The organism is Streptomyces sp. NPDC050287, assembly GCF_044459385.1.
Taxonomy (GTDB): domain Bacteria; phylum Actinomycetota; class Actinomycetes; order Streptomycetales; family Streptomycetaceae; genus Streptomyces.
Window position 1 is genome coordinate 565,837 of record NZ_JBITIY010000006.1, and the last position, 25,873, is coordinate 591,709.

Consider the following 25,873-nt stretch of genomic DNA (forward strand, 5'->3'; position numbering starts at 1 on the left):
GGTACCTTTTGGTCCGGTTCCGTACGTTCCATCCACTCCACCCGTTCGTGATCCCCTGCACACATTGTCCCTTCCTGACCGACTCCCGGAACGAAACAAGAGTTCCCGGCGTCTGTCGGTGGGGGGAACTCATGGAGAACTCCGGCGGCCCCATGGGGGGTCCTGTTCCACTACCCCGGACTTCATGACGCATCATGAGGTGATCACACCGGAGCCCCGGGCTCCCATCTCCAAGGAGACACGCAACCGCATGACCAGGCGTCACGGTTATGCCTTGCTCAGCGCGATCGTCGCCCTGATCGTCGTACTGTCCGCCGCCATATACCTCGGGGTCACCTCCGACAACGGCAGCGACGAGAGCAGCAAGAACAGCCTTTCCGGGGCCCGCGCCCCGCACAACTCCGCCGCCCCGGCCTCCACCGGAGTCTGGGTCGGCAGCTGGTCCGCCTCCCCCGTCGGCGGCGAACCCGGCACCGAGACCGACGGCCTGGCCGGCCGCTCGCTGCGCAACGTCGTCCACACGGCCATCGGCGGTACGAGTGCCCGTATCACGCTGTCCAATCTCTACGGCCAGGCGCCGCTGACCATCACCCACGCCTCGATCGCCGTCGCCGCCGGCACCGGCACCGCCGAGGCGGTCGTGGAGACCATGCGGCGCCTCACCTTCGGCGGCAACACGGTCGCCGTCATCCCGGCCGGACAGCAGGTGCTCAGCGACACCGTCGCCCTCCGCGTCCCCGCGGACAGCGACATCCTGGTCACCACCTACTCCCCCACCCCGTCCGGCCCGGTCACCTACCACCCGCGCGCCCGCCAGATCTCGTACGCCGCCCAGGGCGACCGTACCGAGGACCCGACCGGCACCGCGTACACCGAACGGACCGAGTACTGGCGCTATCTGACGGCGCTGGACGTGCTGAGCGACGAGGCCGCGGGCACCGTCGTCGCCTTCGGCGACTCGCTCACCGACGGCGTCGGCTCCACCGAGAACACCAACCGCCGCTGGCCCGACCTCCTGTCCGACCGGCTGCGCGCGGCGCTCCACTCGGGCCAGGACGTGCCCCGCTACAGCGTCGTCAACCAGGGCATCGGCGGCAACCAGGTCCTCGCCGACGGCCTCGGCCGGCCCGCCGAGAACCAGGCCGGCGTGAGCCGCTTCGCCCGGGACGTGCTCGGCCGGACCAACGTCAAGGTCGTCGTCGTCGACCTCGGCATCAACGACATCCTGCGCAACCCCCGGCTGGCCGACCCGGACCAGGTCCTCGCCGGCCTGCGCACCCTGGTCCGCCAGGCCCACGCCCGCGGCATCAAGGTCATCGGCGCGACCCTGATGCCCTTCGGCGGCCACCGCGGCTACTCCGAGGCCCGCGAGAACGTCCGCCGGGCCATCAACGCCGAGATCCGCGAGGGCCGCGTCTACGACGCCGTCGTCGACTTCGACAAGGCCGTCCGTGACCCCTACGACCCACGCAGGTTCCGCCCCGACTACGACTCCGGCGACCACCTCCACCCCAGCGACCTGGGGTACGAACGGATGGCCCAGGCGTTCGACCTTGACAGCCTGAAGGGGTCGGCGCCTACACGGTTGTAGGCGTGCGGGGCGGGAGGGTACGCGGATGGGGGGCGTACGCGGGTGGGGGGCCGTACGCGGAGCGACCCCCACCCCCCGGGTTCAGTACTCCCGGTCCCGTCGCCTCTCCCGCTCCTCGCGGCGCTGGTGCCGCTCCTCCCTGCGTCCCTCCCGGTCCTCCCGGCGCTCCCGCCTGCGCTCGCGCATCAGCTCATGGTGGTCGTCGAGCATGCCGAGGTGGGCCCCGTGGGCCCCCCGCACATCGTCGCGGAACGACTCGCCCAGCTCCCGCCGGGACCGCTTGCGCTCCAGCTTCTCCTGGCGGCGCTCCTCCTTCAGGCGCTCCCGCTCGGCACGGGGGAGCTTGCGTTCGACGCCGACGCCGCCCCAGAAGGCGAAGCCCGTCACGATCACCCGCGGGGCGCCCGGGTCGCCCGGCACGCCCTCCTCGCGGTGGTCGAAGCCGCCCATGATGCCGATCCCGCGGACGACGACCTCGACCCCGGGCGGCACGATCACCTGCATCCCGCCCATGATCGCGACGCAGTTGATCTCGACCTCGCCGGCCGCGAAGTCCGCGTCGCGCAGATCGATCTCGCCGCCGCCCCAGAAGGCGAAGGCGTTGAACCGCCTGGGCACCGTCCAGCGGCCCTTGCGCTGGAAGCCCGACATCACCGCGACCGCCCAGTCCGACGACCCCTCGCCGCCGGTGACCCGCGCCGCCCAACTCCCGCTCGGCGCCGACTCCTTGGCCATCGACACCCGAGGAGCGGAGTCGGTGCGCGCGGCGGCCGGCAGGTCCCGGGTGATCGGCGCGAGCTCGCCGTACGTGCGCGCCTTGTACGTCGCGTCCAGCCGTTCCCCGAACTCCTCCATGTCGAGACGGCCCTCCGCGAGTGCGTCCCGCAGGATGTCGGCGACTCGTTCACGATCGGCGTCGGATGCGCGAAGCTCCGGGACTGCGTCGTCGGTCATGCAAAGCAGCGTACGAGTTCACCCGGCCCTCGGCTACGAGACGCCGCAAGCCGATGCGAGAGCGGACGAACTACCGCCCCGCGACCGCCCCGGGACCGCCCCGGGACCGCCCCGGGACCACGCTACGACCACCCCGCGCACGCCTTACGACCGCCTCGCGACACCACGCCACGACCGCCCCACGACCGCCGCACAGCCCCTACGGGACCACCCTCTGCGCCTTCCCGGGCACCCCCGCGTACATCTGCGCGATCACCGCCTCGATGTCCGGCTCCCGCACGGACAGGTCCACCAGCGGATACTCCGCCGCGATCCGCGCCACCAGCGGCGCCGCCGACGCCGACGCCGGGAACGCCAGCCACTGCCGTGGCCCGTCCACCTTCACCACCCGCGCGGGCGGCGGCGCCTCGATCGGCGGCAGTTCGCGCTCCAGGTCGACCACCAGGACCCGCTCGCTCTCCCCCGCCTCGTGCAGACCGGTGAGCGGACCGTCGTACATCAGACGCCCGTGGTCGATGACCATCACCCGCGAGCACAACTGCTCGATGTCCTGCAGATCGTGCGTGGTCAACAGCACCGTCGTGCCGTTCTCGGCGTTCAACTCCCGCAGGAACTCCCGCACCTTGGCCTTCGACACGACGTCCAGCCCGATCGTCGGCTCGTCGAGGTACAGCACCTCCGGATCATGCAGCAGAGCAGCCACGATGTCGCCGCGCATCCGCTGGCCGAGCGAGAGCTGCCGTACCGGCATGTCCAACAGGTCACCGAGTTCGAGGAGTTCGACGAGACGGTCGAGGTTCTCGCGGTAACGGCCGTCCGGGATGCGGTACATACGGTGCATCAGCCGGTAGGAGTCGATCAGCGGCAGGTCCCACCACAGCGTCGTACGCTGCCCGAAAACCACCCCGATACGGTGCGCCAGCCGCGTCCGCTCCCGGGACGGGTCGAGGCCGGCCACCCGCAACCGGCCGCCGCTCGGCGTCAGGATGCCGGTGAGCATCTTGATCGTCGTCGACTTCCCGGCACCGTTCGGCCCGATGTAGCCGACCATCTCACCGCGCGGCACAGTGAAGGAGAGGGAGTCCACCGCCCGCACCTGTCGCCGCTCCCGCTTCAGGAACCCGGTCTTCCTCCGCACGTCGAAGACCTTCTCGACGCCGTCCAGTTCGATGAACACCGTATCCATCAGCCCTCAGCTTCCCGTACTCCGATACGACCGCAGCCCCACCCGCCACGCCGACCCGGCCAGCGCACAGCACCCCACCGCCACCAGCGGCGGCGCGAACGCCGCCCACTGAGGCAGGCCCAGCGGATACGGCCGCCCCAGCACATAGGCGGCCGGCACCCAGTTGACGAAGGCCAGCGGCAGCACGAAGGTCACCCCGCGCACCAGCTCCTTCCCGAACACGGTGGGCGGATACTGCAGCAACGTCGTGCCGCCGTACGTGAACGCGCTCTGCACCTCGGCCGCGTCCTGCACCACAATCTGGAAGGACGCGCCCGCGACGAACACCGCACCGAAGATCGCCGCCCCGCTGACCAGCGTGACCGGCACCAGCAACACCTTCAGCGGCGTCCAGTCGATGTCGACCGCGACGAGCGCGTAGCCCAGCACCAGCATCCCCTGCGTGAGGCGGGCGACACGGCGCAGCGCGAACCGGTCCGCCGCGGCCTGCGCCAGCACCGGCGCCGGCCGCACCAGCAGCGTGTCGAGGGTGCCGTCACGCACCCGCTGCCCCAGCTGGCCCAGCGAGTTGCACATCAGGTCCGTGAGACCGAAGGACGTGACGGACAGGCCGTACAGGAGCGCGACCTCAGGCAGGGGATAGCCGCCGAGCGCGTCGACCCGCGAGAACATCAACAAGATCGCGACGAAGTCCAGCCCGGACAGCAGCAGATTGCCGAGCACGGTCATGGCGAAGGAGGCGCGGTAGGCCAGGCTGGAGCGGATCCACATCCCGGCGATCAGCCCGTAGGCACGCAGCCCGCCCACCGGACGGCTCGCCCCCACCAGACCGCTCGACCCCACCGGACCGCTCGACCCCACCGGACAGCTCGACTCCACCGGACCGCTCCACCCCACCGGACCGCTCGACTCACCCACCCTGGACCACCACCCGCCGTGTCGCCGCCGACTGCAGCACCCGACCGCCCGCCAGCAGCACCACCGCCCAGGCCGCCGCGAAGACATAGGCACCCAACGGATCGGCCTTCCCCATCAGGACGTCCGCGGGCAACTGCAGCAACGCCGACCACGGCAGGGCCCGTACGATGTCGCCGAGCACCCCCGGGAAGACGTTCAGCGGCAGTGTCATCCCCGAACAGAACACCCCGGTGATCATCAGGAGTTGCAACATGCCCTTGCCGTCCAGCAGCCAGAAGGCACTCAACGCCACCAGGTAGCGGATCCCGAAGCTGACCACCGCCCCGAGCACGACCGCGACACCGAACGCCAGCCAGATCAGCGGATCGTCCGGCAGAGCCACCGGGAAGAACAGCGCCCCGAACACGAACGGGACCACGCCCCGGCCCAGCAACTGGAACAGCGACCGCCCCAGATCGCTCGCCAGCCACCACAGTTGAAGATCGGCGGGCCGATAGAGGTCGATCGCCACATCACCCGTGCGGATACGCTCCATGAGCTCGTTCTCGAAGCCTCCGCCCTGGATGGCCAGCCCCGCCAGCAACGCCTGCCCCAGCCACACATACGTGACCGCCTGCCCCTGGTCGTACCCCCCGAGATGCGGCCGCTCGTCCCACAGCGCCAGATACGTGTAGACGAGGATCACCCCGAAAACGGTGTTCGTGAACACCCCCGCGGCCGTCGCCGCCCGATACGTCGCGTACCGTCGGAATCCGCCCGCCGCGACGGCGACGTACAACCGCGCCGCACCCACCGCAGTCGCCCTCCTCGCCGCGAGACACCGAAGCGCAGGAGCCTAGTGCGCCGGTGACACGGTGTGCCAGGCATTTTCCGGGTGCGACGCGTGCCGATCGCCGGGAACGGAACGCCCGATGCGAGAGTCTTCAACAGGGGACGCAGAAGGCGTACGAGGCATACGAGACGTATGGGCGTACGGGAACGTACGACGCGAAACAGGAGTCCGTGCACGACATGAGCGACGAGCCGCAGCCGCAGCAGCCGAACCAGGGCTGGGCACCGACACAGCCGGGAGCGGCCCAACAACCCGGGTCCGGCGGTCAGGCGGGAAGGAAGCCGAAGCGGCCCAGGCGGACCGGCTGGCGGCGGATCATCCCCACCTGGCGCATGGTGCTCGGCACGTTCATCATCGGCATCCTGCTGCTGACCGGCCTGTTCTTCCTCGGCTACTCCATGGTCAAGATCCCGTCGGCCAACGCCGCCGCCATGAAACAGAGCAACGTCTACCTGTACGCCGACGGCAGCCAGCTCGCCCGTGACGGCCAGGTCAACCGGGAGAGCGTCTCCCTCGGCAGGATCTCCAAGGACGCCCAGCACGCCGTCCTGGCCGCCGAGGACCGCGACTTCTACAGCGAGTCCGCGATCGACCCCAAGGCCATGGTCCGCGCCGCCTGGAACACCGCCACCGGCAAGGGCAAACAGTCCGGCTCCACGATCACTCAGCAGTACGTGAAGAACTACTACCTGGCCCAGGAACAGACCGTCACCCGCAAGGTGAAGGAGTTCTTCATCTCGATCAAGCTGGACCGCACCGAGTCCAAGGACGAGATCCTCCAGGGCTACCTCAACACCAGCTACTTCGGCCGCAACGCCTACGGCATGCAGTCCGCCGCCCAGGCCTACTACGGCGTCGACGCCATCGACCTGGACCCCGCCAAGGGCGCCTACCTCGCCGCACTGCTGAACGCGCCCAGCGAGTACGACGTCGTCGCCCACCCGGAGAACAAGGCAGCCGCCGAGGCCCGCTGGAACTACGTCCTGAACGGCATGGTCACCAAGGGCTGGCTCAGCGCGTCCGAGCGCGCCGGCATGAAGTTCCCGACGCCGAAGGAGACCACCGTCTCCACCAGCATGTCCGGACAGCGCGGCTACATTCGCGACGCGGTCAAGGACTACCTCACCGAGAACAAGATCCTCACCGCGGACCAGCTCGACGCCGGCGGCTACCGCATCACCACCACCCTGCAGAAGAGCAAGCAGGACGCCTTCGTGGACGCCGTCAACGACCAGCTGATGGCCAAGCTCGACAAGAAGAACCGCAAGGTCGACAGGTACGTCCGCGCGGGCGGCGCCGCCGTCGACCCGAAGAGCGGCAAGGTGATCGCCATGTACGGCGGCATCGACTACGTGAAGCAGTACACCAACAACGCCACCCGCGGCGACTTCCAGGTCGGCTCCACCTTCAAGCCCTTCGTGTTCACCTCCGCCGTCCAGAACGACTCCGAGACCCAGGACGGCCGCGTCATCACCCCGAACACCGTCTACGACGGCACCAACGAACGCCCCGTCGTCGGCTGGGACGGCGGCACCTACGCCCCCGAGAACGAGGACCAGCGCTCCTACGGCGACATCACCGTGCGCGACGCCACCGACCAGTCCGTCAACGCGGTGTACGCGCAGATGGCCGTGGACGTCGGCTCCGACAAGGTCAAGCAGACCGCCATCGACCTCGGCATCCCCGCAAACACCCCCGACCTGACCGCGTCCCCCTCCATCGCCCTCGGCACCTCCACCGCCAGCGTCCTCGACATGGCCCAGGCGTACGCCACCCTCGCCAACCACGGCCGGCACGGCACGTACACGATGATCGAGAAGATCACCAAGGACGGCAACGACGAGGTCGAACTGCCCCGCGAGAAGACCAGCCAGGCCGTCAGCCGCGAAGCAGCCGACACCACGACGGCCGTCCTGCAGTCCGTCGTCGAGAACGGCACCGCCACCGCCGCCCAGGCCGCCGGCCGCCCCGCCGCCGGCAAGACCGGCACCGCCGAGAAGGACACCGCCGCCTGGTTCGCCGGCTACACCCCCGACCTCGCCACCGTCGTCTCCGTCATGGGCCAGGACCCGGTGACCGCCGGCCACGAGCCGCTCTACGGCGCGATGGGCCTGGAACGGATCAACGGCGGCGGCGCCCCCACCGAGATCTGGGCGCAGTTCACCAAGAACGCCCTCAAGGGCAAGCCGGCCACCGACTTCGACCTCGACCTCCAGCCGGGCTCCGACGAATCCCAGGCCCCGAGCACCGAGGCCCCCACCGACCCGACCACCGGCGCCCAGGACAACGGCGGAACCACGAACGGAACAACCGGCTCCACCCCGACAGGCGGCGGCACCCCGACCACCACCGGAGGCACCCCCACCACCGACGGCGGCACCACAGTCGGCACCCCGACAGGCGGCGGTACCCCGACCACGACCGGTGGCACCCCCACCGCCGACGGCGGCGCCACCGGCGACACCACCACCGGGAACACGGCCGACGGCGGCACCACGGACGGAACCGACGGCGACCCCGGAGGAACACCGGGGGGCGGCAACACAGGCACGACAGAGGGGCCGGGCCTGAACAACATCACCCGCCGCCAATAACAAAGGAACGAAAGACAAAGAAAGACCGAAAGGGCTGGTGACGACGGCCACCAGCCCTTCCGAACGTGTATCAGAGGTACTGCCTCAGAGGTACAGACCCGTCGAGTCCTCCGACCCCTCGAACCGGTCCGCGGCCACGGCGTGCAGATCCCGCTCGCGCATGAGCGCGTACGCGATACCCCGCACCTCCACCTCGGCCCGGTCCTCCGGGTCGAACAGAACCCGGTCACCCGGCTCGACGGTTCGTACGTTCTGCCCCACGGCCACCACCTCCGCCCACGCCAGCCGGCGCCCGACGGCCGCGGTGGCCGGAATCAGAATCCCGCCACCGGAACGCCGCTCCCCCTCGCCGGCGTCCTGCCGCACGAGCACACGGTCGTGCAGCATCCGGATGGGCAGCTTGTCGTGCTGGGTGCTCTGCTCGTTTCTGTTGGCGCTCACACCACTGAACCTACCTGCCTTTGCCGCGACCGTAAGCCGGTGGGTCGCCCCGCTCAGCCCCGGCGCCGCCGGGTCCCCAGGGCCAGCAGCCCCACTACCCCGACCAGCACGAGCGCGACCGGCACGACCCGCTCCAGCCGGGGCGCGCCCTCCTCGTCGACGAACTGCGCCTTGACGTCGCTCACCACGCGGTTGACCCCGACGTAGGCGCGGCCCACCGTGTGATCGACATGGGAGACGACCTTGGCCTTCGCATCGCCGACGATCGTCTTCGGGTGCACCCGCACCCCGATCTCGTCGAGCGTCTCGGCCAGCACATCGCGGCGGCGCTTGATGTCCGCCTCGATCTGCGCCGGGGTTCTGATGTCCGACGTGTCCGCCACCGTGGGGCCTCCGAAGTCAGCTGATACCTGTTGCTGCCGCTTGTCTGGACAGTCTGTCAGCTCCGCGTCCGGTCGCACGGTCACACCCCCGGTTACGCTGGCCCGATGAGCGAGCGACTCCAGCCCGGGGACGTAGCCCCCGCCTTCACCCTCCCCGACGCCGACGGCAAAAACGTCTCCCTGTCGGACTACCAGGGCCGCAAGGTCATCGTCTACTTCTACCCGGCCGCCCTGACCCCCGGCTGCACGAAGCAGGCCTGCGACTTCACGGACAACCTCGACGTCCTGGCCGCCGCCGGCTACGACGTCATCGGCATCTCCCCGGACAAGCCCGAGAAGCTGGCGAAGTTCCGCGAGAAGGAAAACCTCAAGGTCACCCTCCTGGCAGACCCCGAGAAGACCACCACCGAGGCCTACGCCGCCTACGGCGAGAAGAAGAACTACGGCAAGACCTACCTGGGCGTCATCCGCTCCACGATCATCGTCGACGAACAGGGCAAGGTCGAACGGGCCCTGTACAACGTCCGGGCCACGGGCCACGTAGCGAAGATCATCAAGGACCTGGGTATCTGACACTCGGGTACCGGAACGAGATCCACACGTCGGGAGCCAGGTCGGGCCGCTCGGGCACCGACCTGGCTTCCTCGGTCCACGCGTCCCCGACCAGCTCGGTCGCGACCCGCCGCCAGAAGCGGGCGGCACCGGTGTTCTCGTCCTGAAACGGAATCTCCCAGTCCCCCGGATGCCGGGCGACCACCTCCCGTACGCCCCGGAGCCCCACCCCGCCCCTCCGCACCCCCCGCACGACAAAGAAGCTGTTGACCACCCGAGCAGCCCCACCGAGCCCCCGCACGAACGCGAACCCGACGGGATGCTCCCCGACGCCGAACAGATACGGCGCCCGGTCCGGATCCCCGGAGAAGGCAGCCTCCAGCCACTCACTACGGAACGTCCCGTCCGGGTTGGGCAGTTGACCACCGAACTCGGACAGGTCATGCCGGAAGAGGAGCCAGAGGCGTTCGACGGCGGGGCGATCGGCGGAGCGGGCCGGTCGGACGATCAGTTCTGAGGTCATGAAAAAAGCCTCCCGAACGGACAAGCGTCCGCAGGCGGAAGGCCTCACTGGTGAGCATATCAACTGCCTTTACATTTCGCGCGTGACCGTCCGATAAACGGTTCGTTACTCCGTACGAGGTCACGAACGTGTGGCCGGGATCGGAGGGGAACGATGGGGGCCAGTGCGTATCCGAGAGAGCGGCTGGAGGAGGCGGCTCGGGGGGCTCGGACGTTGTCGGAGGCGTTGGAGAGATTGGGAGTGGATCCGCGGAGTTCAACGCGGCGGTACATCTTCGAGCGGATGAAGAGACTGGGGGTGGATGTCTCACACTTCGATCGCGAGGGAGTCCGATGGACCAGGGAAATCCTTCAGGCGGCGGTCTCGACATCGACGAACATGTGCGAGGTGCTGCGCTATCTCGGGTTGGAGGTCGTCGGCGGTCACCACACGCACATCAGCCGCCGAATCAAGGCGTACGGCATCGACACCTCGCACTTTCAGGTGCCGTCGCGAGGTGCCGACACTGTGCGTCGTCGGTCGCCGGGAGCGTTGCTCATCGAGCTGAGAGGCGGTAACGCCCGGCGCGTCCCGAGCGATCGCCTCAGGCGGGCGATGCTCGCGCAAGGCGTGGAAGAGCGTTGCGCCCTGTGCGGCATCGACGCCGTTTGGCAGGGGCAATCGCTCCCACTGGAAGTCGACCACATCGACGGCAACTGGCGCGATAACCGGATCGAGAATCTGCGTTTCCTATGCCCCAACTGCCATTCCACAACGGACACTTATCGAGGGCGCAGCAGGGGTGGGCGATGAGCAGCGGTGTGCAGTACACCCGCGAGCGGCTGACTGAAGCCGCCGCCCGATGCACCGACATCGACGAGGTCATCGCATTCCTCGGCACCCGGCCATACGCTTCCCTCCCGCGATACCTCGTGAGGCGATTCGCCGCCTTCGGCATTGACGTCTCGCACCTGAGTAGCTCCAGCAGACGCCTGCGCCCCACTCGTGACGAACTGCATGAGGTGGTGGCCGAGTCCGCCTCCCTCACAGAAGTACTGCGCCGCTTGGGTCGCCCCCACAACCACTGGCAACGTACTCTGCTGCGTCAATGGATCACCGAAGAGGGCATCTCGACCGCTCACTTCCTCGGCCAGGGACACCGGCGCGGCAAGCGGAGCCACAACGCCAAAGGCGCCGAGGAAATCCTGCTGCATCACCAGGGCAAGCGCCGGACAGACACCGCGCTGCTACGTCGCGCTCTCCGGGAAGTCGGAGTACTCGAGCAATGCGCCGGCTGCGGGGTGGGGCCTGAGTGGCTCGGCAGACCCATGACCCTGGAGGTCGATCACACCAACGGGGACTGGAGCGACGACCGGCGGGAGAACCTGCGGTTGCTGTGCCCTAACTGCCACGCGATCACAAACACCTGGTGTCGAGGCGGGAACCGACGCCGCGCTCATCCCCGGTAGCATGGGCCTGCACGCGGCCGTTGCTGAATGGTATAAGCAGAGGTTTTAGGTGCCTCGGGGCATTTGCCCATGTGGGTTCGACTCCCATCGGCCGCACGCATAGAGGGGCCGCCCGTCTGGGCGGCCCCTCCTGTGTCTCAGCCCAACAACTCCCCAACCACCGGCACCAACGCCCGGAACGCCTCCCCCCGATGGCTGATCGCGTTCTTCTCCTCCGCCGTCAGCTGTGCGCAGGTCCGTGTGTCGCCCTCGGGCTGGAGAATCGGGTCGTAGCCGAAGCCGTTCGTGCCGACGGGGGCGTGCCGCAGCACTCCCCTCAGCCGGCCCTCGACCACGCGCTCAGTGCCGTCCGGCAGGGCGAGGGCCGCCGCGCAGGCGAAGTGGGCGCCCCGGTGCTCGTCGGCGATGTCGGACAGCTGGGCCAGCAGCAGTTCGAGGTTCGCGCGGTCATCCCCGTGTCGTCCTGCCCAGCGGGCCGAGAAGATGCCGGGGGCGCCGCCCAGGACGTCGACGCAGAGGCCGGAGTCGTCGGCCACGGCGGGCAGGCCCGTGGCCTGGGCGAGGGCGTGGGCTTTCAGCAAGGCGTTCTCGGCGAACGTGACGCCTGTTTCCTTGACGTCGGGGACGTCGGGGTAGGTGTCGGCGCCGACGAGTTCGTGCGGCAGGCCTGCGTCGGCGAGGATCGCCCTGAGTTCGGTGATCTTTCCGGCGTTGCGGGTGGCGAGGATCAGGCGGGTCATGTCCACCAGTATCCCGGTCGCACCGGCGGGACTACGGCGTGCACACCTTGGTCAGTTCGCCCGCCGCGTCCGTGACGGGGCTGAGGTCGGGGGTCTCGTCGCCGTTCTTGACGGCCGTGCGGACGTTGCCGACGGCGTCGCCCAGGCTGTCGACGGCCTTGTTGACGTCGGCGTTGTCGGTCTTGTCGCCGATGTTGTCGAGGTTCTTGTCTATGGAGTCGAGGGACTCCTCCAGCCGCGTGGGGTCGTTCGACGCGTTCTCCACGGCCTGTTGGAGGTCGGTGACGCTGTCGGCGATGGCGTCGGCGGTCTGGACGCAGTCCAGGGCCTTGTTGACGGCGTCGCAGCCGGTGGTGAGGCCGACCGTCAGACCGACGGCCGCGACGGCGGCGGCGATGACGGTACGGCGGCTACGGCGGCGTCGGCTCGCGCCCATGGGTCTGGTCCTCCCGTTGGTCAGGCCCCCGGCGGGCCCCCGTGTGGCCGGGCGCACGGTGGTGGGCCGTGCGCCCGTACCCGTAGTGACGCGAGGACGGTCGGCTCGGTTGCCCGGCGGAGCCGTCCTTCTTGGCGCGTCCTTTACTTTTCGAGGACCGTGTCCAGCGCCTTGCGCTGCAGGGCCGCGAGGTCGGTGCAGCCGGCGACGGCGAGGTCGAGGAGGGAGTTGAGTTCGTCGCGGGCGAAGGGTTCGGCCTCGGCGGTGCCCTGGACCTCGACGAAGCGGCCGTCGCCGGTGCAGACGACGTTCATGTCGGTCTCGGCGCGGACGTCCTCCTCGTAGCAGAGGTCCAGCAACGGCACCCCTCCCACGATGCCGACCGATACGGCGCTGACGGTTCCCGTCAGCGGCTGGCGGCCGGCCTTGATCAGTTTCTTGCCCTGGGCCCAGGCGACGGCGTCGGCGAGTGCCACGTACGCGCCGGTGATGGCGGCGGTGCGGGTGCCGCCGTCGGCTTGGAGGACGTCGCAGTCGAGGACGATGGTGTTCTCGCCGAGGGCTTTGTAGTCGATGACCGCGCGCAGGGAACGGCCGATGAGCCGGCTGATCTCGTGGGTGCGGCCGCCGATCCTGCCGCGGACGGATTCGCGGTCGCCGCGGGTGTTGGTGGCGCGGGGCAGCATGGAGTACTCGGCGGTGACCCAGCCCTCGCCGCTGCCTTTGCGCCAGCGGGGGACGCCTTCGGTGACGGAGGCGGTGCAGAAGACCTTGGTGTCGCCGAAGGAGACGAGGACGGAGCCCTCGGCGTGCTTGCTCCAGCCGCGTTCGATGGTGACCGGGCGGAGTTGTTCGGGGGTGCGGCCGTCGATTCGAGACATGCCGCTGAGCCTAGCCGTACCTGCGCAGGTGGCCCCTCTCGCGGTGCTGAGGGCCCCTTCAAGACAGGCCGCGCCTCCCGGTTTCAGGGCGCGGAGCGCCCGTACTGCTGTCGGTGTCGCTGAGGTGATGCGAACGCGTGTGCCGGTGATCGCCGGTCGGGATGGCGGTTGTGGGATCGGGGCGCGTTTGTGCGGCTGTCGTACGTACGGTCCTTCGGAGGGTTCGGGGCGGCACAGTGTTCCGGCCGAGACCGTGAGGGGGGCGAGGTGGCGCAGGTGACGGCGGTTGCGGAGGCCGGGCATGCCCGGTACACCTACCGGCTCCGGTTGAAGGACGGCCGGCTGCACCTGGCGGGCGGCATCGTGGTGGCGGTGGTGTGGTCGCGGGAACTGCCGTCCGAGCCGTCCTCGGTGCGCCTGTACCAGGACAGCCTCGGGCACTGGTACGCCTCGTTCGTCGTCCCCGCCCAGGTACAGCCCCTGCCGCAGATCGGCCGCGCACTCGGTGTCGATTGGGGGGTGAAGGAGACCGCGACCACCACCTCCGACACCCACGACCTGCCGCACGCCGGGCACGGCAAGAAGGCCCGGGCGAAGCTGACCCGGTACGACCGGATGATGGCCCGCCGCAAGCCGAAGAAGGGACAACCGGCATCGAAGGGCTACCGCGAGGCGAAGAGACTGCGGGCGAAGGCGTACAAGAAAGTCGCGAGGCAGCGGGAGGACACCGGCCGTAAGTGGGCCAAGAAGGTGGTCCGCGACCACGACGCCATCGCGGTCGAGGACTTCCGCCCGAAGTTCCTGGCCAGGACCACCATGGCCCGCAAGGCCCGTGACGCCGCCATCGGCGCCACCAAGGCCGCTCTGATCGAGATGGGCCGCAAGCACGGGCGGGACGTCCGCCTGGTCCACCCCGCGCACACCACGATGGACTGCGCGCACTGCGATGCGAGAGCCAAGCATCGCCTGCCGCTGGGTGAGCGCACCTACACCTGCACCGCGTGCGGAACGGTGTCCCCACGGGACAAGAACTCCGCACGTGTGATGCTCGTCCGGGCTGGTCTCAACCCGGCTGGTGCTGATGGCGGAAGACCTCCTGGAGCGCTGCTCCAGGAGGCGGCCTGAGCCAGGAATCCCCTTCCCCTAAGGGAGGGGAGGATTCAAATCATGTCTTCGATCTCCGCCGCGATCGGGTCGGCGTCGGTGCCGATGACGACCTGGATGGCGGTGCCCATCTTGACGACGCCGTGGGCGCCGGCGGCCTTGAGGGCGGCGTCGTCGACCTTGCCGGCGTCGACGACCTCGGTCCGCAGGCGGGTGATGCAGCCCTCGACCTCTTCGATGTTGTCGATGCCGCCGAGCCCGGCGACGATTTTCTCAGCCTTGGTGGCCATGTTCCTTCTCCCTGGTGCGAACCGACGTCGTGGCACCGACATCGTGATACCGACATCGTGCGTAGCTGGTCTACACCACCCGGAGGGCGGTCGCCAACCCGTGATGAAATGCGTGGGTTCCTTATCTCACCTTCATCGTGCTACAACATGGTCTACACCACTGAGTGGTGTAGACCACCACCCGATGGAGGAAGTATGAGCTCCGCCACCGCGACACCGGCGGCCCCCGCGAAGAAGCGGGGATCCGGCCTGTTCCAGGGCCTGCAGAAGGTCGGCCGCAGCCTTCAGCTCCCGATCGCCGTGCTGCCGGCGGCGGGTCTCCTGCTCCGCTTCGGCCAGCAGGACGTCCACGACAAACTGAATCTGCCGGACAAGGTCACGGCCGTGTTCGCCACGGCCGGCGGCGCGATCTTCGACAACCTGCCGATGCTGTTCTGCATCGGTGTCGCGATCGGCTTCGCGAAGAAGTCTGACGGTTCGACCGCGCTGGCCGCCCTGGTCGGCTTCCTGGTGTACAGCAACGTCCTGAAGGCGTTCCCGGTCACCGAGGCGAAGGTCCAGGCGGGCGCGGACATAGCCGCGACCTACAACAACCCCGGTGTCCTCGGCGGCATCATCATGGGTCTGCTGTCCGCGGTGCTGTGGCAGCGCTTCCACCGCACCAGGCTGGTGGACTGGCTCGGCTTCTTCAACGGCCGCCGTCTGGTGCCGATCATCATGGCGTTCGTCGGCACGGTCATGGGTGTCTTCTTCGGTCTGGTCTGGGAGCCGATCGGCGAGGTCATCTCCGACTTCGGCGAGTGGATGACGGGTCTGGGCGCCTTCGGTGCGGCGCTGTTCGGCCTCATCAACCGCGCGCTGATCCCCATCGGCATGCACCAGTTCGTGAACACCGTCTCGTGGTTCCAGCTCGGTGACTTCAAGGACGCCACGGGCGCGGTCGTCCACGGTGACCTGAACCGCTTCTTCGCCGGTGACCCGACGGCCGGTCAGTTCATGACCGGCTTCTTCCCGATCATGATGTTCGGTCTGCCGGCCGCCGCGATCGCCATCGCCCACTCGGCCCGTCCCGAGCGCCGCAAGGCCGTGATGGGCATGATGATCTCGCTGGCGCTGACGTCCTTCGTGACCGGTGTGACCGAGCCGATCGAGTTCTCGTTCATGTTCATCGCTCCGGTGCTGTACGCGATCCACGCGGTCCTCACGGCCGTCTCGATGGCGGTCACCTGGGCGCTCGGCGTCCACGCGGGCTTCACCTTCTCCGCGGGCTTCATCGACTACGCCCTGAACTGGAACCTCGCCACCAAACCCTGGCTGATCATCCCGATCGGCCTGGTCTTCGCGGCGATCTACTACACCGTCTTCCGCTTCGCCATCGTCAAGTGGAACCTCCCCACCCCGGGCCGCGAGCCCGAGGAGGAGGTCGAGGACCTCACCAAGGCGTGATCCTCGGCCGTACGGCATGACGAGGGCCCCGGAACCGGGAAGGTTCCGGGGCCCTCGTACGCGTGGGGGTCAGATCTCGTACGACAGCCTCGGCGTCGCCAGTTCCACCGGGCCGTCGAACACGGCGCGCGCGTCGGCGAGGTTGGCCCGCGGGTCGGTCCACGGGGGGATGTGGGTGAGGACCAGGCGGCGGGCGCCTGCCCGGGCCGCCGTCTCACCCGCCTCGCGGCCGTTGAGGTGCAGGTCGGGGATGTTCTCCTTGCCGTGCGTGAACGCGGCCTCGCACAGGAACAGGTCGGTGTCCCGGGCGAGTTCGTCCAGCGCCGGGGTGACGCCCGTGTCGCCGGAGTACGTCAGGGACCTGCCGCCGTGCTCGACGCGGATGCCGTACGCCTCGACCGGGTGCGCCACGCGTTCCGTGTGGACGGTGAACGGGCCGATGTCGAAGGTGGACGGCTTGACCGTGTGGAAGTCGAAGACCTCGCTCATGGAGGAGGCGGTGGGGGTGTCCGCGTAGGCCGTGGTGAGGCGGTGTTCCGTGCCCTCGGGTCCGTAGACGGGGATCGGGTCGCAGCGGCCGCCGTCGTGGCGGTAGTAGCGCGCGACGAAGTACGCGCACATGTCGATGCAGTGGTCGGCGTGCAGATGGCTGAGGAAGATCGCGTCGAGGTCGTAGAGACCGCAGTGGCGCTGCAGCTCGCCCAGGGCACCGTTGCCCATGTCGAGAAGCAGCCGGAAGCCGTCGGCCTCGACGAGGTAGCTCGAGCAGGCCGATTCCGCGGACGGGAACGACCCCGAGCAGCCGACGACGGTGAGCTTCATAAAGCAGAAACCTCCGCTGGCGGGAACGAAGAGAGTGGTGGCGTCGGGGGTCGTGCGGTGGATCGAGCGTAAGGCGCAAAACCCCCGGTCGCTCCTCCGCCAAGGGCTGTTGTGGGCGAACTCACCTGTGCTGTCACCGGTTCGGCTGGCCTCGGGGCGCAAGAGACTTGGGAGAGGGCGCGCGGGCGAGATCGCGCGCCGGTAACGTCATTGGTATGGACACGTCCTGGTGGCTCGCGCTCGCCGCGGTGGTACTGCTGGCGCTGGTCGCCGTGCTCGTCGACGGCTGGGGGCGGGGGCATCGGCCCGCCGCTCGCCGGACCCGGCCGCCCGGCCGTCCGGGCAGGCGCGGGGTCCGTCCGCGGCCCGCGGAGATCTGGTGGGCGAACGTGCCGTACGAGGACGGGCCGGGCGGTAAGGACCGGCCCTGTCTGGTGCTGGTGGTGCACGGGGACCGGGCGATGGTCGCGAAGATCACCAGCAGGCGCCGCGACGAACGGGCCGGGGTGATCCCGCTGCCGCCCGGCTCGGTGGGCGACGCGCGCGGGCGCGCGAGCTTCCTGGAGACGGACGAGCTGCGCGAGGTGCACGTGGAGGACTTCCGCCGGCGGGCCGGGGTGGTGGACCCGGTCCTGTGGGACCGGGTCCGTCACCTGGCTACGTAACGGGCGGCTGCCCAGCGGGGCTCAGGCCCAGAGCTGGCCCTGGAGGGTCTCGATCGCTTCCTCCGTCGTGGCCGCCGTGTAGACGCCGGTCGAGAGGTACTTCCAGCCGCCGTCGGCGACGACGAACACGATGTCCGCGCTCTCGCCCGCCTTCAGCGCCTTGTTCCCGACGCCGATCGCCGCGTGCAGGGCGGCGCCGGTGGAGACTCCCGCGAAGATGCCCTCCTGCTGGAGGAGTTCCCGGGTGCGGGTGACCGCGTCGGCGGAGCCGACGGAGAAGCGGGTGGTGAGGACGGAGGCGTCGTACAGCTCCGGTACGAAGCCCTCGTCGAGGTTGCGCAGGCCGTAGACCAGGTCGTCGTAGCGCGGTTCGGCGGCGACGATCTTCACGTCCGGCTTGTGCTCGCGCAGGAAGCGGCCGACGCCCATCAGGGTGCCGGTGGTGCCCAGGCCCGCGACGAAGTGGGTGACCGAGGGGAGGTCTGCGAGGATCTCCGGGCCGGTCGTCGCGTAGTGGGCGCCCGCGTTGTCGGGGTTGCCGTACTGGTAGAGCATCACCCAGTCGGGGTGCTCGGCGGAGAGCTCCTTGGCGACGCGTACGGCGGTGTTGGAGCCGCCCGCGGCGGGCGAGGGGATGATCTCGGCGCCCCACATGCCGAGCAGTTCGCGCCGCTCCTGTGAGGTGTTCTCCGGCATCACGCACACCATGCGGTAGCCCTTGAGTTTGGCGGCCATCGCGAGGGAGATGCCGGTGTTGCCGGAGGTGGGCTCCAGGATCGTGCAGCCGGGGGTCAGGCGGCCGTCCTTCTCCGCCTGCTCGATCATGTGCAGGGCGGGGCGGTCCTTGACCGAGCCGGTGGGGTTGCGGTCCTCCAGCTTCGCCCAGATGCGGACGTCGGCGGACGGCGACAGCCGCGGCAGGCGCACCAGAGGGGTGTTGCCCACCGCGGCCAGCGGGGAGTCGTAACGCATGAGCGGTCAGCGGGCCTTAGACCATGCCGCCGGCCACGGCCGGCAGGATCGTGACGTTGTCGCCGTCGGCGAGCTTGGTGTTGATGCCGTCCAGGAAGCGGACGTCCTCGTCGTTGAGGTAGACGTTGACGAAGCGGCGAAGCTGGCCATCGTCCACGATGCGGGCACGGATGCCCGAGTGCCGGGTCTCGAGGTCGGTGAAGAGCTCGGCGAGGGTGTCTCCCTTGCCCTCCACAGCCTTCTGGCCGTCGGTGTACTGGCGGAGGATGGTCGGGATGCGGACCTCGATGGCCATGGTTGCGGGCTCCTGTCGGAAGAAGTCTGGTCGGTGGGCGCGCGGCAGCGCAGTTCAACAGCGGGTGGTGCGTGTCGGGCGCCGCGGCTCACGGCCGTACGGCGGCAGGACCGGCGTCAACAGATGGCGCTGGCGAGCCTGCACAGGTCGACGTGCAGCCGCGCCACGAGCAGCGTGCCCGGCGTCTTCTCGCTCACGTCGTCAAGAACCATGGGGTCATCGTATCGATTCCCGGTCCGGGTCCCGGAATACGGTCCCACATTCCGGACGGATTGCGGCCGGGGAGTGAGACCGCACAGTTCGGTACGGGGTTCGGCGAGGTCCTGGGCGTGCTCAGGCGGACTGCCTGACCACCAGGTGGGTGGGGACGACGGCGGAGGAGAGGGCCGGGGCGTCGGGGTGCTGGGTGCGGTCGAACAGCAGCCGGGCCATCAGGCGGCCCATCTCCTCGACGTCCTGGTGGACCGTGGTCAGCGGCGGCTCGGTGGACTCGGCGATCTCCCTCAGGTCGTCGAACCCGACCACCGCCACGTCCTGCGGCACCCGCCGCCCGCGCTCCCGCAGCGTCTGCAGGGCGCCGGACGCCATGAGGTCGGAGGCGACGAAGACGGCGTCGAGGCCGGGGCACCGGTCGAGCAGCGCGGCCATCGCGTCGGCGCCGCCCCGCTGGGTGTAGTCGGCCCGCTCGATCAGCTGGGCGGAGGCGTCCGGTACGACGTCCCGGTAGCCGGCGAGCCGGTCGGCGGCGGAGTTCTCCTGGTCGTAGGGCCCGGTGACGGTCGCGATCCGGGTCCGGCCGAGCGCGACCAGGTGCCGCACGGCCTGGCGGGCGCCGCCGCGGTTGTCGCCGTCGACGTAGGCCTGGCCGCGGACCGGGTCGCCGTCGCCGAGGAGCGGGCGGCCGCCGAAGACGGCGGGCAGGCCGAGGCGGTCGATCATCTCGGGCAGCCGGTCGCCGGGGCGCAGGGAGAACAGCAGGGCGCCGTCGACATGGCCGCCGCCGAGATAGTCGGCCACGCGCGCGTAGTCGTCGGGCTCGTCCAGGAACAGCAGGACGGCCTGCGCGCCGTGCCGGGCGAGTTCGCGGCGGATGCCGCGCAGGTGGCGGTCGAAGAAGGGGTCGAGGAAGAGCCGGTTCTCCGGCTGGGCCGCGACGACCGCGACGGCTCCGGTGCGGTGGGTGACCAGTTGCCGGGCGGCCTGGTTGGGGACGTAGCCGAGTTCGGCGATCACCTCGCGGACGCGGTCGACGACCTCGGCGCGGACCCGGGGCTCGCCGTTGATCACCCGTGACACGGTGGACTTCGAGACTCCCGACCGGCGGGCGACGTCCTCCAGCGTGGGGCGCCGTGTGTGCGTCGGCTGCGTCAACACCTTCTCCGTTACGGCGAGTTGTCCGGCGGCGTACGACGCTCAGTATGCGCTCAGTACGCCTCCACGACCTTCACCTCCTCCTCCGTCACCTCGCCCTCGACGATCCGGAAGGAGCGGAACTGGAACGGTCCGGCGGCGTCGGTGTCGGCGGTGGAGACGAGGACGTAGTGGGCGCCGGGCTCGTTGGCGTAGGAGATGTCGGTGCGGGAGGGGTAGGCCTCGGTCGCCGTGTGGGAGTGGTAGATGACCACCGGTTCCTCGTCGCGGTCGTCCATCTCCCGGTAGAGCTTGAGCAGGTCGCCGGAGTCGAACTCGTAGAAGGTGGGCGACATGGCCGCGTTCAGCATGGGGATGAACCGCTCGGGCCGGTCCGAGCCCGCCGGGCCCGCGATGACGCCGCACGCCTCGTCGGGGTGGTCCTTGCGCGCGTGCGCGACGATCTGGTCGAACAGGGCCTGGGTGATGGTCAGCATGTTGGTCAGGATAGACAGAGGGGCCGCCCTGTACCGAGGGTTGGTACGGGGCGGCCCACATCGTGAGCGGAGAGGTCAGCCGACCTTCTCGAGCTCCGAGTCGCCGCGTGCGGCGATCTGCGGGTTGCGGCTCTTGAGGATCGCCCAGCCGATGGCCAGGGCGGCGGCCCAGACGGCCATCACGTAGAGGCAGACGCGGGCATCGGCGTCGTACGCGATGAGGCCGGTGACGAAGAGCAGGAAGGCGATGGCGAGGTAACTGCACTTCGCGCCGCCGGGGGCCGGGAAGGAGGAGGCGGGCAGGCGGCCCGCATCGACGGCGCGGCGGTAGAGGACGTGGCTGATCAGGATCATCAGCCAGGTCCAGATGCCGGCCGCGGTGGCCACCGAGGTGACGTAGCCGAACGCCTTCTCCGGGACGATGTAGTTGAGGATCACGCCGATGCCCATGAAGAGCACCGAGACGGTGATGCCGAAGGCCGGCGTCTTGGTCGAGGACAGCTTCTTGAAGACCGCGGGGGCCTCGCCGCTGTCGGCCAGGTTCCGCAGCATGCGGCCGGTGGAGTACATGCCGGAGTTGCAGGAGGACAGGGCGGCGGTGAGGACCACGAAGTTCACGATGCCCGCACCCGCCGGGATGCCGATCTTCGCGAAGGCCTCCACGAAGGGGCTCACTCCGTCGCTGAACTCGGTCCACTTGACCACGCACAGGATGACGGTGAGGGCGCCGACGTAGAACAGCGCGATCCGCCAGGGCAGGGTGTTGATCGCCTTGGGGAGGGTCTTCTCCGGATCCTCGGACTCGCCGGCGGTGACGCCGACCAGCTCGACGGCCAGGTAGGCGAACATGACGCCCTGCAGAGTCATCAGGGACGAACCGATGCCCTTGGGGAAGAAGCCGTCGAAGGCCCACAGATTGGAGACGGCGGCGGTGTCGCCGGCCGAGCTGAAGCCGAAGGTGAGCACGCCCAGGCCGATCACGATCATGCCGATCAGGGCGGTGACCTTGACCATCGAGAACCAGAACTCCAGCTCACCGAAGAGCTTCACGGAGATCAGGTTCACTCCGAAGAGGATCACCAGGAAGACCAGGGCCGTCACCCACTGCGGGATGTCCGGGAACCAGTAGTTGACGTAGATCGCGGCGGCGGTCAGCTCGGCCATGCCGGTGACCACCCACATCAGCCAGTACGTCCAGCCGGTGAAGTAGCCGAAGAAGGGGCCGAGGAACTCGCGGGAGTACTCCGCGAAGGAGCCCGAGACGGGGCGGTAGAGCAGGAGCTCGCCGAGCGCCCGCATGATGAAGAAGATGATCACGCCCGCGAGGGCGTACATGAAGATCAGGCTGGGTCCGGCCTTGGCGATGTTCGCCCCGGCTCCCAGGAAGAGGCCGACGCCGATGGCGCCGCCGATCGCGATCATCTGGACCTGGCGGCTGCCGAGCCCGCGTTCGTACCCCTCTCCCTCAGGGGTCTTGTCCGTGTCGACCTGCGCTGAGGTCATGTGTGGTGCGCCTTTCTCCATGCCGACCCGGGCCTTCGTCGGCCACGGACCGGGTCTCGATCCCCCCGGATGATGGAGTGTGAGCGGGCTCTGTCTTCCCGGAGCCCGCTCATGCCTGGCCGACGGTCTGCCGACTGGTTGGCGCACCCGGGCGAAGACATGGGTGGTGTTCGCCGGGCGGTCGTGAAGATTTATCACGGCCGCCACATTGATCACCCGGGTCAGGTGTGGCGCAGCCCACAGGGAGAGGCGGACAAAAGGGACCCCCCGCGGGCATAGGGGGCCGTCACGGTGATGTGATCGTTATCCGGATTTGAGCGTCCGCTGAGCGAACACAGGATCTGCACAAATGCGCACAAGTCAGGGCATCAGCGTGCTGACGAGCGTCTCTTGGAGCCCGCCGAGCCACAGGTACGCCATCACCATCGGCTTGCGCGGGTCCTCGTCCGGGAGGTGGTAGAGGAGGTCGCTGTCGTCCTCGTCGGTGATCTCCAGCCGGGAGCCGATCGCCAGCCGCAGGTCGTTGAGGGCGCTCAGCCACTGCTGCGACTCGCCGGGCGACAGCTTGAGCACCGCCCCGCCCTTGCCGGCGGAGCTGAGCGCGTCCAGGGAACGGATCACCGCGAGGGCGTTCTCCCGCTTGCCGGCCCGGAGGTCGTTCTCGGTGTAGCGGCGGAACTCGGCGGAGTACGCCCGCTCCTCCTCGGCCTGCTTCGGCCCGGGGGCGCCCTCAGGGTCGCTGTAGGCGTCGGGGAAGAGCCGTCGGAGGACCGGGTCGGCGGGGGGCTCGCTGGGGCCCTCCGCGAACAGCTCGGCGAGCGGGTCGTCGGGGGTGTCCTCGGCGGGGCCGGGGCCGATGAGCTCCAGGAGCTGGACGGCCAGCGACCGGATGATGGAGATCTCGACGTCGTCGAGGGCGACGGCCGCGCCGCCGCCGGGGAGCGGTTCGAAGTGTCCTGGCATGAAGGGAGTTCGCTACTTCCGGTCCTGCTGGAGGGTGGCCCACAGACCGTAGCCGTGCATGGCCTGCACGTCGCGTTCCATCTCCTCGCGGCTTCCGCTGGAGACGACCGCCCGGCCCTTGTGGTGGACATCGAGCATGAGCTTGGTGGCCTTGTCCTTCGAGTAGCCGAAGTACGTCTGGAAGACGTACGTCACGTAGCTCATGAGGTTGACCGGGTCGTTGTGAACGATGGTGACCCAGGGGACGTCGGGTTCCGGGACGGCGAAGACCTCTTCCGCCGACTCGGTGCGTTCGGTCTCAAGGGGAGCGGGTGACGTCACAAGGCCCATGCTGCCACGCCCTCCGTAAATCGTCACACTGACGAAATGGGGGTACGATGCCTTGCCATGAACACAGCGGACCTTGGGCTGCCGGTGGACGTTCCCTCTACGGCGCTCTTCACGGACCAGTACGAGCTGACCATGCTGCAGGCGGCGCTGAAGGCGGGTACCGCCGAACGGCGCAGCGTGTTCGAAGTCTTCACCCGGCGGTTGCCGGAAGGGCGCAGGTACGGCGTGGTGGCGGGCACCGGGCGTGTCCTGGACGCCGTCGAGAACTTCCGCTTCGACGCGGACGTCCTCGGCTTCCTGCGGGAGCGGTCGATCGTCGACGAGGAGACCCTGGACTGGCTCGCCTCGTACCGCTTCTCGGGTGACGTCTGGGGTTATCCCGAGGGCGAGGTGTACTTCCCGGGCTCGCCGATCATGCGGGTCGAGGGGTCCTTCGCCGAGTGCGTGCTCCTGGAGACCGTGATCCTGTCCATCCTCAACCACGACTCGGCGATCGCGGCGGCCGCCTCCCGGATGGCCTCCGCGGCCGGCGGGCGGCCGCTGATCGAGATGGGTGCCCGCCGCACCCACGAACTGGCCGCGGTCGCCGCCTCGCGCGCCGCGTACGTCGGCGGCTTCACCACCACCTCCGACCTCGCGGCCGGCTTCCGCTACGGCATCCCCACCGTGGGCACCTCCGCCCACGCCTTCACCCTCCTGCACGACCAGGAGCGGGACGCCTTCCAGGCCCAGGTGAACTCGCTGGGCCGGGGCACGACCCTGCTCGTGGACACGTACGACGTCACCGAGGCAGTCCGGACGGCCGTCGAGGTCGCCGGGCCCGAGCTGGGGGCGGTGCGGATCGACTCCGGGGACCTGCTGCTGGTCGCGCATCGTGTACGGCAGCAGCTGGACGAGCTGGGGGCCACGAACACGAAGATCATCGTGACCTCGGACCTGGACGAGTACGCCATCGCCTCGCTGGCGGCGGCGCCCGTGGACGCGTACGGCGTCGGCACCCAGCTGGTGACCGGCTCGGGACACCCGACGGCCTCGATGGTGTACAAGCTGGTCGCCCGCGCCGAGACCGCCGACCCGAAGGCCCCGCTGGTGCCGGTGGCCAAGAAGTCCACCGGCGGCAAGACCTCCGTCGGCGGCCGCAAGTGGGCCGCGCGTCGCCTGGACGAGCACGGGATCGCGGAGGCCGAGGTCGTCGGCACCGGGCCGGTGCCGGCCGAGCTGGCCGACCGGCAACTGCTGGTCGAGCTCGTCAAGAGCGGCGAGGTCGTCGCGCGCGAGCCCCTGGACGTCGTCCGCGACCGGCACGCGGCCGCCCGCGGCAACCTGCCGCTGTCGGCGGCCCAGCTGTCGCGCGGGGAACCGGTCATTCCGACGGAGTACGCGCACGGGCGGCCGGGTAGCTAAGTCGGGTGTGCCGCGATACGCCCTGGAACGCCCCTTCCCGCGCGACCCTCGGAGTCAATAGGCTCGGAAGTTCACCCGGCCGGGTCCGCATCCCTTCCATGACCCAGCCGTCCATAACCGAAGGACACCGACCATGCGCCGCGCCTTGATCGTCGTCGACGTGCAGAACGACTTCTGCGAAGGGGGCAGTCTCGCGGTGGCCGGCGGTGCCGATGTGGCCGCCGCCGTCACCGAGCTGATCGGCCAGGCGGCCGGCTCCGGGTACCAGCACGTGGTGGCCACCCGCGACCACCACATCGCCCCCGGCGGCCACTTCGCCGACAACCCCGACTACGTCCACTCCTGGCCCGCGCACTGCATCGCCGGTACCGAGGGCGTGGGCTTCCACCCGAACTTCGCCCCCGCGGTGGCCTCCGGCGCGGTCGACGCCGTCTTCGACAAGGGCGCGTACGCGGCGGCCTACAGCGGCTTCGAGGGCGCCGACGAGAACGGCGTGACACTGGCCGACTGGCTGCGCGCCCGGAAGGTCGACGAGGTGGACGTGGTCGGTATCGCGACCGACCACTGCGTCCGCGCCACCGCCCTGGACGCCGCCCGGGAGGGCTTCCGTACCCAGGTGCTGCTGGACCTGACCGCCGGCGTGGCCGAGGCCACGACCGAGCGGGCGCTGGAGGAGCTGCGGCAGGCGGGCGTGGAGCTGTCCGGGAAGCCCGTGGTCGCCTAGGGCCTGTTGCGAAAGTGGCCTCTGCCGCG

29 protein-coding genes, 1 tRNA gene and 1 pseudogene are annotated in these 25,873 nt (G+C 69.4%); 11 read left to right on the forward strand and 20 right to left on the reverse strand.

Features of this window, described 5'->3' with window-relative positions; genetic code table 11:
• Positions 1-250: 250 nt before the first annotated feature.
• Positions 251-1,591: an SGNH/GDSL hydrolase family protein gene (locus tag ACIBK3_RS24500; RefSeq protein ID WP_399368692.1), complete on the forward strand. Its 1,341-nt coding sequence runs from the start codon at positions 251-253 to the stop codon at positions 1,589-1,591.
• 81 nt (positions 1,592-1,672) lie between these two features.
• On the opposite strand, the gene ACIBK3_RS24505 is transcribed toward ACIBK3_RS24500, so the two are convergent.
• The 4 genes from ACIBK3_RS24505 to ACIBK3_RS24520 all read right to left on the reverse strand — a co-directional run bounded on the left by ACIBK3_RS24505 (position 1,673) and on the right by ACIBK3_RS24520 (position 5,442).
• Entirely contained in the window at positions 1,673-2,545 is an 873-nt protein-coding gene (locus ACIBK3_RS24505) for a DUF1707 domain-containing protein (protein ID WP_399368694.1), read from the reverse strand.
• 199 nt (positions 2,546-2,744) lie between these two features.
• Entirely contained in the window at positions 2,745-3,731 is a 987-nt protein-coding gene (locus tag ACIBK3_RS24510) for an ATP-binding cassette domain-containing protein (protein WP_399368696.1), read from the reverse strand.
• 6 nt (positions 3,732-3,737) lie between these two features.
• Positions 3,738-4,502: an ABC transporter permease gene (locus ACIBK3_RS24515; protein ID WP_399368940.1), complete on the reverse strand. Its 765-nt coding sequence runs from the start codon at positions 4,500-4,502 to the stop codon at positions 3,738-3,740.
• A 139-nt stretch (positions 4,503-4,641) separates the two neighbouring features.
• Positions 4,642-5,442 (reverse strand): ABC transporter permease, encoded by an 801-nt coding sequence (locus tag ACIBK3_RS24520; RefSeq protein ID WP_399368698.1) that lies wholly within the window; start codon positions 5,440-5,442, stop codon positions 4,642-4,644.
• A 218-nt stretch (positions 5,443-5,660) separates the two neighbouring features.
• Between ACIBK3_RS24520 and ACIBK3_RS24525 the strand changes: the two genes are divergently transcribed.
• Positions 5,661-8,075 (forward strand): transglycosylase domain-containing protein, encoded by a 2,415-nt coding sequence (locus tag ACIBK3_RS24525; protein WP_399368700.1) that lies wholly within the window; start codon positions 5,661-5,663, stop codon positions 8,073-8,075.
• 84 nt (positions 8,076-8,159) lie between these two features.
• On the opposite strand, the gene ACIBK3_RS24530 is transcribed toward ACIBK3_RS24525, so the two are convergent.
• Positions 8,160-8,462, reverse strand: a complete 303-nt coding sequence (locus ACIBK3_RS24530; RefSeq protein WP_399368942.1) for a GroES family chaperonin — start codon at positions 8,460-8,462, stop codon at positions 8,160-8,162.
• Between the two features lie 107 nt (positions 8,463-8,569).
• The gene (locus ACIBK3_RS24535) at positions 8,570-8,899 is read right to left on the reverse strand and encodes a DUF3618 domain-containing protein (protein WP_399368701.1); all 330 of its coding nucleotides are present in this window, start codon (positions 8,897-8,899) and stop codon (positions 8,570-8,572) included.
• Between the two features lie 105 nt (positions 8,900-9,004).
• Here ACIBK3_RS24535 and bcp point away from each other — a divergent pair, with 105 nt between their 5' ends.
• Positions 9,005-9,472: a thioredoxin-dependent thiol peroxidase gene (gene bcp, locus ACIBK3_RS24540; protein ID WP_399368703.1), complete on the forward strand. Its 468-nt coding sequence runs from the start codon at positions 9,005-9,007 to the stop codon at positions 9,470-9,472.
• Here the strand turns inward: bcp and ACIBK3_RS24545 are convergent.
• The gene (locus ACIBK3_RS24545; RefSeq protein WP_399368705.1) at positions 9,453-9,974 is read right to left on the reverse strand and encodes a GNAT family N-acetyltransferase; all 522 of its coding nucleotides are present in this window, start codon (positions 9,972-9,974) and stop codon (positions 9,453-9,455) included. The two genes, bcp and ACIBK3_RS24545, sit on opposite strands and share 20 nt — an antisense overlap.
• Positions 9,975-10,127: 153 nt before the next feature.
• On the opposite strand from ACIBK3_RS24545, the gene ACIBK3_RS24550 reads away from it, so the two are divergent.
• The 3 genes from ACIBK3_RS24550 (at position 10,128) to ACIBK3_RS24560 (ending at position 11,518) form a co-directional block, all read left to right on the forward strand.
• The gene (locus ACIBK3_RS24550) at positions 10,128-10,766 is read left to right on the forward strand and encodes an HNH endonuclease signature motif containing protein (protein WP_399368707.1); all 639 of its coding nucleotides are present in this window, start codon (positions 10,128-10,130) and stop codon (positions 10,764-10,766) included.
• On the forward strand, positions 10,763-11,422 hold the full coding sequence (locus ACIBK3_RS24555; protein ID WP_399368709.1) for an HNH endonuclease: 660 nt from the start codon (positions 10,763-10,765) through the stop codon (positions 11,420-11,422). The genes ACIBK3_RS24550 and ACIBK3_RS24555 overlap by 4 nt, the downstream gene beginning before the upstream one ends.
• A 13-nt stretch (positions 11,423-11,435) precedes the next feature.
• Positions 11,436-11,518 (forward strand) — tRNA-Leu (locus ACIBK3_RS24560).
• 41 nt (positions 11,519-11,559) lie between these two features.
• Here ACIBK3_RS24560 and rdgB read toward each other — a convergent pair.
• The 3 genes from rdgB to rph all read right to left on the reverse strand — a co-directional run bounded on the left by rdgB (position 11,560) and on the right by rph (position 13,479).
• Positions 11,560-12,162: an RdgB/HAM1 family non-canonical purine NTP pyrophosphatase gene (gene rdgB / locus ACIBK3_RS24565; RefSeq protein WP_399368711.1), complete on the reverse strand. Its 603-nt coding sequence runs from the start codon at positions 12,160-12,162 to the stop codon at positions 11,560-11,562.
• A gap of 31 nt (positions 12,163-12,193) precedes the next feature.
• A complete protein-coding gene (locus ACIBK3_RS24570; protein ID WP_399368713.1) occupies positions 12,194-12,598 on the reverse strand; it encodes a hypothetical protein in 405 nt (134 codons plus the stop codon).
• 143 nt (positions 12,599-12,741) lie between these two features.
• Entirely contained in the window at positions 12,742-13,479 is a 738-nt protein-coding gene (gene rph / locus ACIBK3_RS24575; RefSeq protein ID WP_399368715.1) for a ribonuclease PH, read from the reverse strand.
• Between the two features lie 309 nt (positions 13,480-13,788).
• Here rph and ACIBK3_RS24580 point away from each other — a divergent pair.
• A pseudogene (locus ACIBK3_RS24580) lies at positions 13,789-14,604 on the forward strand (RNA-guided endonuclease InsQ/TnpB family protein); the annotation flags it as partial.
• Between the two features lie 35 nt (positions 14,605-14,639).
• On the opposite strand, the gene ACIBK3_RS24585 reads toward ACIBK3_RS24580, so the two are convergent.
• Complete coding sequence (locus ACIBK3_RS24585) at positions 14,640-14,873, reverse strand: glucose PTS transporter subunit EIIB (protein WP_399368716.1); 234 nt, start codon at positions 14,871-14,873, stop codon at positions 14,640-14,642.
• A 195-nt stretch (positions 14,874-15,068) separates the two neighbouring features.
• Between ACIBK3_RS24585 and ACIBK3_RS24590 the strand changes: the two genes are divergently transcribed.
• A complete protein-coding gene (locus tag ACIBK3_RS24590) occupies positions 15,069-16,319 on the forward strand; it encodes a PTS transporter subunit EIIC (protein ID WP_399368718.1) in 1,251 nt (416 codons plus the stop codon).
• Positions 16,320-16,388: 69 nt separating this feature from the next.
• Here the strand turns inward: ACIBK3_RS24590 and ACIBK3_RS24595 are convergent, their stop codons facing one another.
• Positions 16,389-17,141, reverse strand: a complete 753-nt coding sequence (locus ACIBK3_RS24595; protein WP_399368720.1) for an MBL fold metallo-hydrolase — start codon at positions 17,139-17,141, stop codon at positions 16,389-16,391.
• A 215-nt stretch (positions 17,142-17,356) separates the two neighbouring features.
• Here ACIBK3_RS24595 and ACIBK3_RS24600 point away from each other — a divergent pair, with 215 nt between their 5' ends.
• The gene (locus ACIBK3_RS24600; protein WP_399368722.1) at positions 17,357-17,806 is read left to right on the forward strand and encodes a type II toxin-antitoxin system PemK/MazF family toxin; all 450 of its coding nucleotides are present in this window, start codon (positions 17,357-17,359) and stop codon (positions 17,804-17,806) included.
• A 21-nt stretch (positions 17,807-17,827) separates the two neighbouring features.
• On the opposite strand, the gene ACIBK3_RS24605 is transcribed toward ACIBK3_RS24600, so the two are convergent.
• The 8 genes from ACIBK3_RS24605 to clpS all read right to left on the reverse strand — a co-directional run bounded on the left by ACIBK3_RS24605 (position 17,828) and on the right by clpS (position 23,716).
• Positions 17,828-18,778, reverse strand: a complete 951-nt coding sequence (locus ACIBK3_RS24605) for a cysteine synthase (RefSeq protein WP_030937846.1) — start codon at positions 18,776-18,778, stop codon at positions 17,828-17,830.
• Between the two features lie 16 nt (positions 18,779-18,794).
• A complete protein-coding gene (locus tag ACIBK3_RS24610) occupies positions 18,795-19,073 on the reverse strand; it encodes a MoaD/ThiS family protein (protein WP_399368725.1) in 279 nt (92 codons plus the stop codon).
• Positions 19,074-19,189: 116 nt separating this feature from the next.
• Complete coding sequence (locus ACIBK3_RS24615) at positions 19,190-19,285, reverse strand: putative leader peptide (RefSeq protein ID WP_324606347.1); 96 nt, start codon at positions 19,283-19,285, stop codon at positions 19,190-19,192.
• Between the two features lie 121 nt (positions 19,286-19,406).
• Positions 19,407-20,444: a LacI family DNA-binding transcriptional regulator gene (locus ACIBK3_RS24620; RefSeq protein ID WP_399368727.1), complete on the reverse strand. Its 1,038-nt coding sequence runs from the start codon at positions 20,442-20,444 to the stop codon at positions 19,407-19,409.
• Positions 20,445-20,497: 53 nt separating this feature from the next.
• Entirely contained in the window at positions 20,498-20,920 is a 423-nt protein-coding gene (locus ACIBK3_RS24625) for a M67 family metallopeptidase (protein ID WP_030666961.1), read from the reverse strand.
• Between the two features lie 75 nt (positions 20,921-20,995).
• Positions 20,996-22,423 carry an amino acid permease gene (locus ACIBK3_RS24630; protein WP_399368729.1) on the reverse strand — a complete coding sequence of 476 codons (1,428 nt, stop codon included), beginning with the start codon at positions 22,421-22,423 and terminating at the stop codon, positions 20,996-20,998.
• 360 nt (positions 22,424-22,783) lie between these two features.
• A complete protein-coding gene (locus tag ACIBK3_RS24635) occupies positions 22,784-23,386 on the reverse strand; it encodes a DUF2017 domain-containing protein (RefSeq protein ID WP_399368731.1) in 603 nt (200 codons plus the stop codon).
• 12 nt (positions 23,387-23,398) lie between these two features.
• Positions 23,399-23,716 carry an ATP-dependent Clp protease adapter ClpS gene (gene clpS, locus ACIBK3_RS24640; RefSeq protein WP_030666955.1) on the reverse strand — a complete coding sequence of 106 codons (318 nt, stop codon included), beginning with the start codon at positions 23,714-23,716 and terminating at the stop codon, positions 23,399-23,401.
• A 57-nt stretch (positions 23,717-23,773) separates the two neighbouring features.
• On the opposite strand from clpS, the gene ACIBK3_RS24645 reads away from it, so the two are divergent.
• Complete coding sequence (locus ACIBK3_RS24645) at positions 23,774-25,120, forward strand: nicotinate phosphoribosyltransferase (protein ID WP_399368733.1); 1,347 nt, start codon at positions 23,774-23,776, stop codon at positions 25,118-25,120.
• 133 nt (positions 25,121-25,253) lie between these two features.
• Complete coding sequence (locus ACIBK3_RS24650; RefSeq protein WP_399368735.1) at positions 25,254-25,844, forward strand: isochorismatase family protein; 591 nt, start codon at positions 25,254-25,256, stop codon at positions 25,842-25,844.
• The last annotated feature ends 29 nt before the right edge of the window (positions 25,845-25,873 follow it).

What these genes read in the sequence shown, in the direction of transcription:
- ACIBK3_RS24505 (WP_399368694.1), bottom strand. Translation starts at nt 2,545, where the DNA reads ATGACCGACGACGCAGTCCCGGAGCTTCGCGCATCCGACGCCGATCGT.
- ACIBK3_RS24510 (WP_399368696.1), bottom strand. Translation starts at nt 3,731, where the DNA reads ATGGATACGGTGTTCATCGAACTGGACGGCGTCGAGAAGGTCTTCGAC.
- ACIBK3_RS24545 (WP_399368705.1), bottom strand. Translation starts at nt 9,974, where the DNA reads ATGACCTCAGAACTGATCGTCCGACCGGCCCGCTCCGCCGATCGCCCC.
- ACIBK3_RS24615 (WP_324606347.1), bottom strand. Translation starts at nt 19,285, where the DNA reads ATGGTTCTTGACGACGTGAGCGAGAAGACGCCGGGCACGCTGCTCGTG.
- ACIBK3_RS24590 (WP_399368718.1), top strand. Translation starts at nt 15,069, where the DNA reads ATGAGCTCCGCCACCGCGACACCGGCGGCCCCCGCGAAGAAGCGGGGA.
- rph (WP_399368715.1), bottom strand. Translation starts at nt 13,479, where the DNA reads ATGTCTCGAATCGACGGCCGCACCCCCGAACAACTCCGCCCGGTCACC.
- ACIBK3_RS24555 (WP_399368709.1), top strand. Translation starts at nt 10,763, where the DNA reads ATGAGCAGCGGTGTGCAGTACACCCGCGAGCGGCTGACTGAAGCCGCC.
- ACIBK3_RS24645 (WP_399368733.1), top strand. Translation starts at nt 23,774, where the DNA reads ATGAACACAGCGGACCTTGGGCTGCCGGTGGACGTTCCCTCTACGGCG.
- ACIBK3_RS24585 (WP_399368716.1), bottom strand. Translation starts at nt 14,873, where the DNA reads ATGGCCACCAAGGCTGAGAAAATCGTCGCCGGGCTCGGCGGCATCGAC.
- bcp (WP_399368703.1), top strand. Translation starts at nt 9,005, where the DNA reads ATGAGCGAGCGACTCCAGCCCGGGGACGTAGCCCCCGCCTTCACCCTC.
- ACIBK3_RS24530 (WP_399368942.1), bottom strand. Translation starts at nt 8,462, where the DNA reads ATGCTGCACGACCGTGTGCTCGTGCGGCAGGACGCCGGCGAGGGGGAG.
- clpS (WP_030666955.1), bottom strand. Translation starts at nt 23,716, where the DNA reads ATGGGCCTTGTGACGTCACCCGCTCCCCTTGAGACCGAACGCACCGAG.
- ACIBK3_RS24570 (WP_399368713.1), bottom strand. Translation starts at nt 12,598, where the DNA reads ATGGGCGCGAGCCGACGCCGCCGTAGCCGCCGTACCGTCATCGCCGCC.
- ACIBK3_RS24595 (WP_399368720.1), bottom strand. Translation starts at nt 17,141, where the DNA reads ATGAAGCTCACCGTCGTCGGCTGCTCGGGGTCGTTCCCGTCCGCGGAA.
- ACIBK3_RS24515 (WP_399368940.1), bottom strand. Translation starts at nt 4,502, where the DNA reads ATGTGGATCCGCTCCAGCCTGGCCTACCGCGCCTCCTTCGCCATGACC.
- ACIBK3_RS24610 (WP_399368725.1), bottom strand. Translation starts at nt 19,073, where the DNA reads ATGGCCATCGAGGTCCGCATCCCGACCATCCTCCGCCAGTACACCGAC.
- ACIBK3_RS24625 (WP_030666961.1), bottom strand. Translation starts at nt 20,920, where the DNA reads ATGCTGACCATCACCCAGGCCCTGTTCGACCAGATCGTCGCGCACGCG.
- ACIBK3_RS24525 (WP_399368700.1), top strand. Translation starts at nt 5,661, where the DNA reads ATGAGCGACGAGCCGCAGCCGCAGCAGCCGAACCAGGGCTGGGCACCG.
- ACIBK3_RS24600 (WP_399368722.1), top strand. Translation starts at nt 17,357, where the DNA reads ATGGACACGTCCTGGTGGCTCGCGCTCGCCGCGGTGGTACTGCTGGCG.
- ACIBK3_RS24605 (WP_030937846.1), bottom strand. Translation starts at nt 18,778, where the DNA reads ATGCGTTACGACTCCCCGCTGGCCGCGGTGGGCAACACCCCTCTGGTG.
- ACIBK3_RS24650 (WP_399368735.1), top strand. Translation starts at nt 25,254, where the DNA reads ATGCGCCGCGCCTTGATCGTCGTCGACGTGCAGAACGACTTCTGCGAA.
- ACIBK3_RS24635 (WP_399368731.1), bottom strand. Translation starts at nt 23,386, where the DNA reads ATGCCAGGACACTTCGAACCGCTCCCCGGCGGCGGCGCGGCCGTCGCC.
- ACIBK3_RS24500 (WP_399368692.1), top strand. Translation starts at nt 251, where the DNA reads ATGACCAGGCGTCACGGTTATGCCTTGCTCAGCGCGATCGTCGCCCTG.
- rdgB (WP_399368711.1), bottom strand. Translation starts at nt 12,162, where the DNA reads ATGACCCGCCTGATCCTCGCCACCCGCAACGCCGGAAAGATCACCGAA.
- ACIBK3_RS24630 (WP_399368729.1), bottom strand. Translation starts at nt 22,423, where the DNA reads ATGACCTCAGCGCAGGTCGACACGGACAAGACCCCTGAGGGAGAGGGG.
- ACIBK3_RS24550 (WP_399368707.1), top strand. Translation starts at nt 10,128, where the DNA reads ATGGGGGCCAGTGCGTATCCGAGAGAGCGGCTGGAGGAGGCGGCTCGG.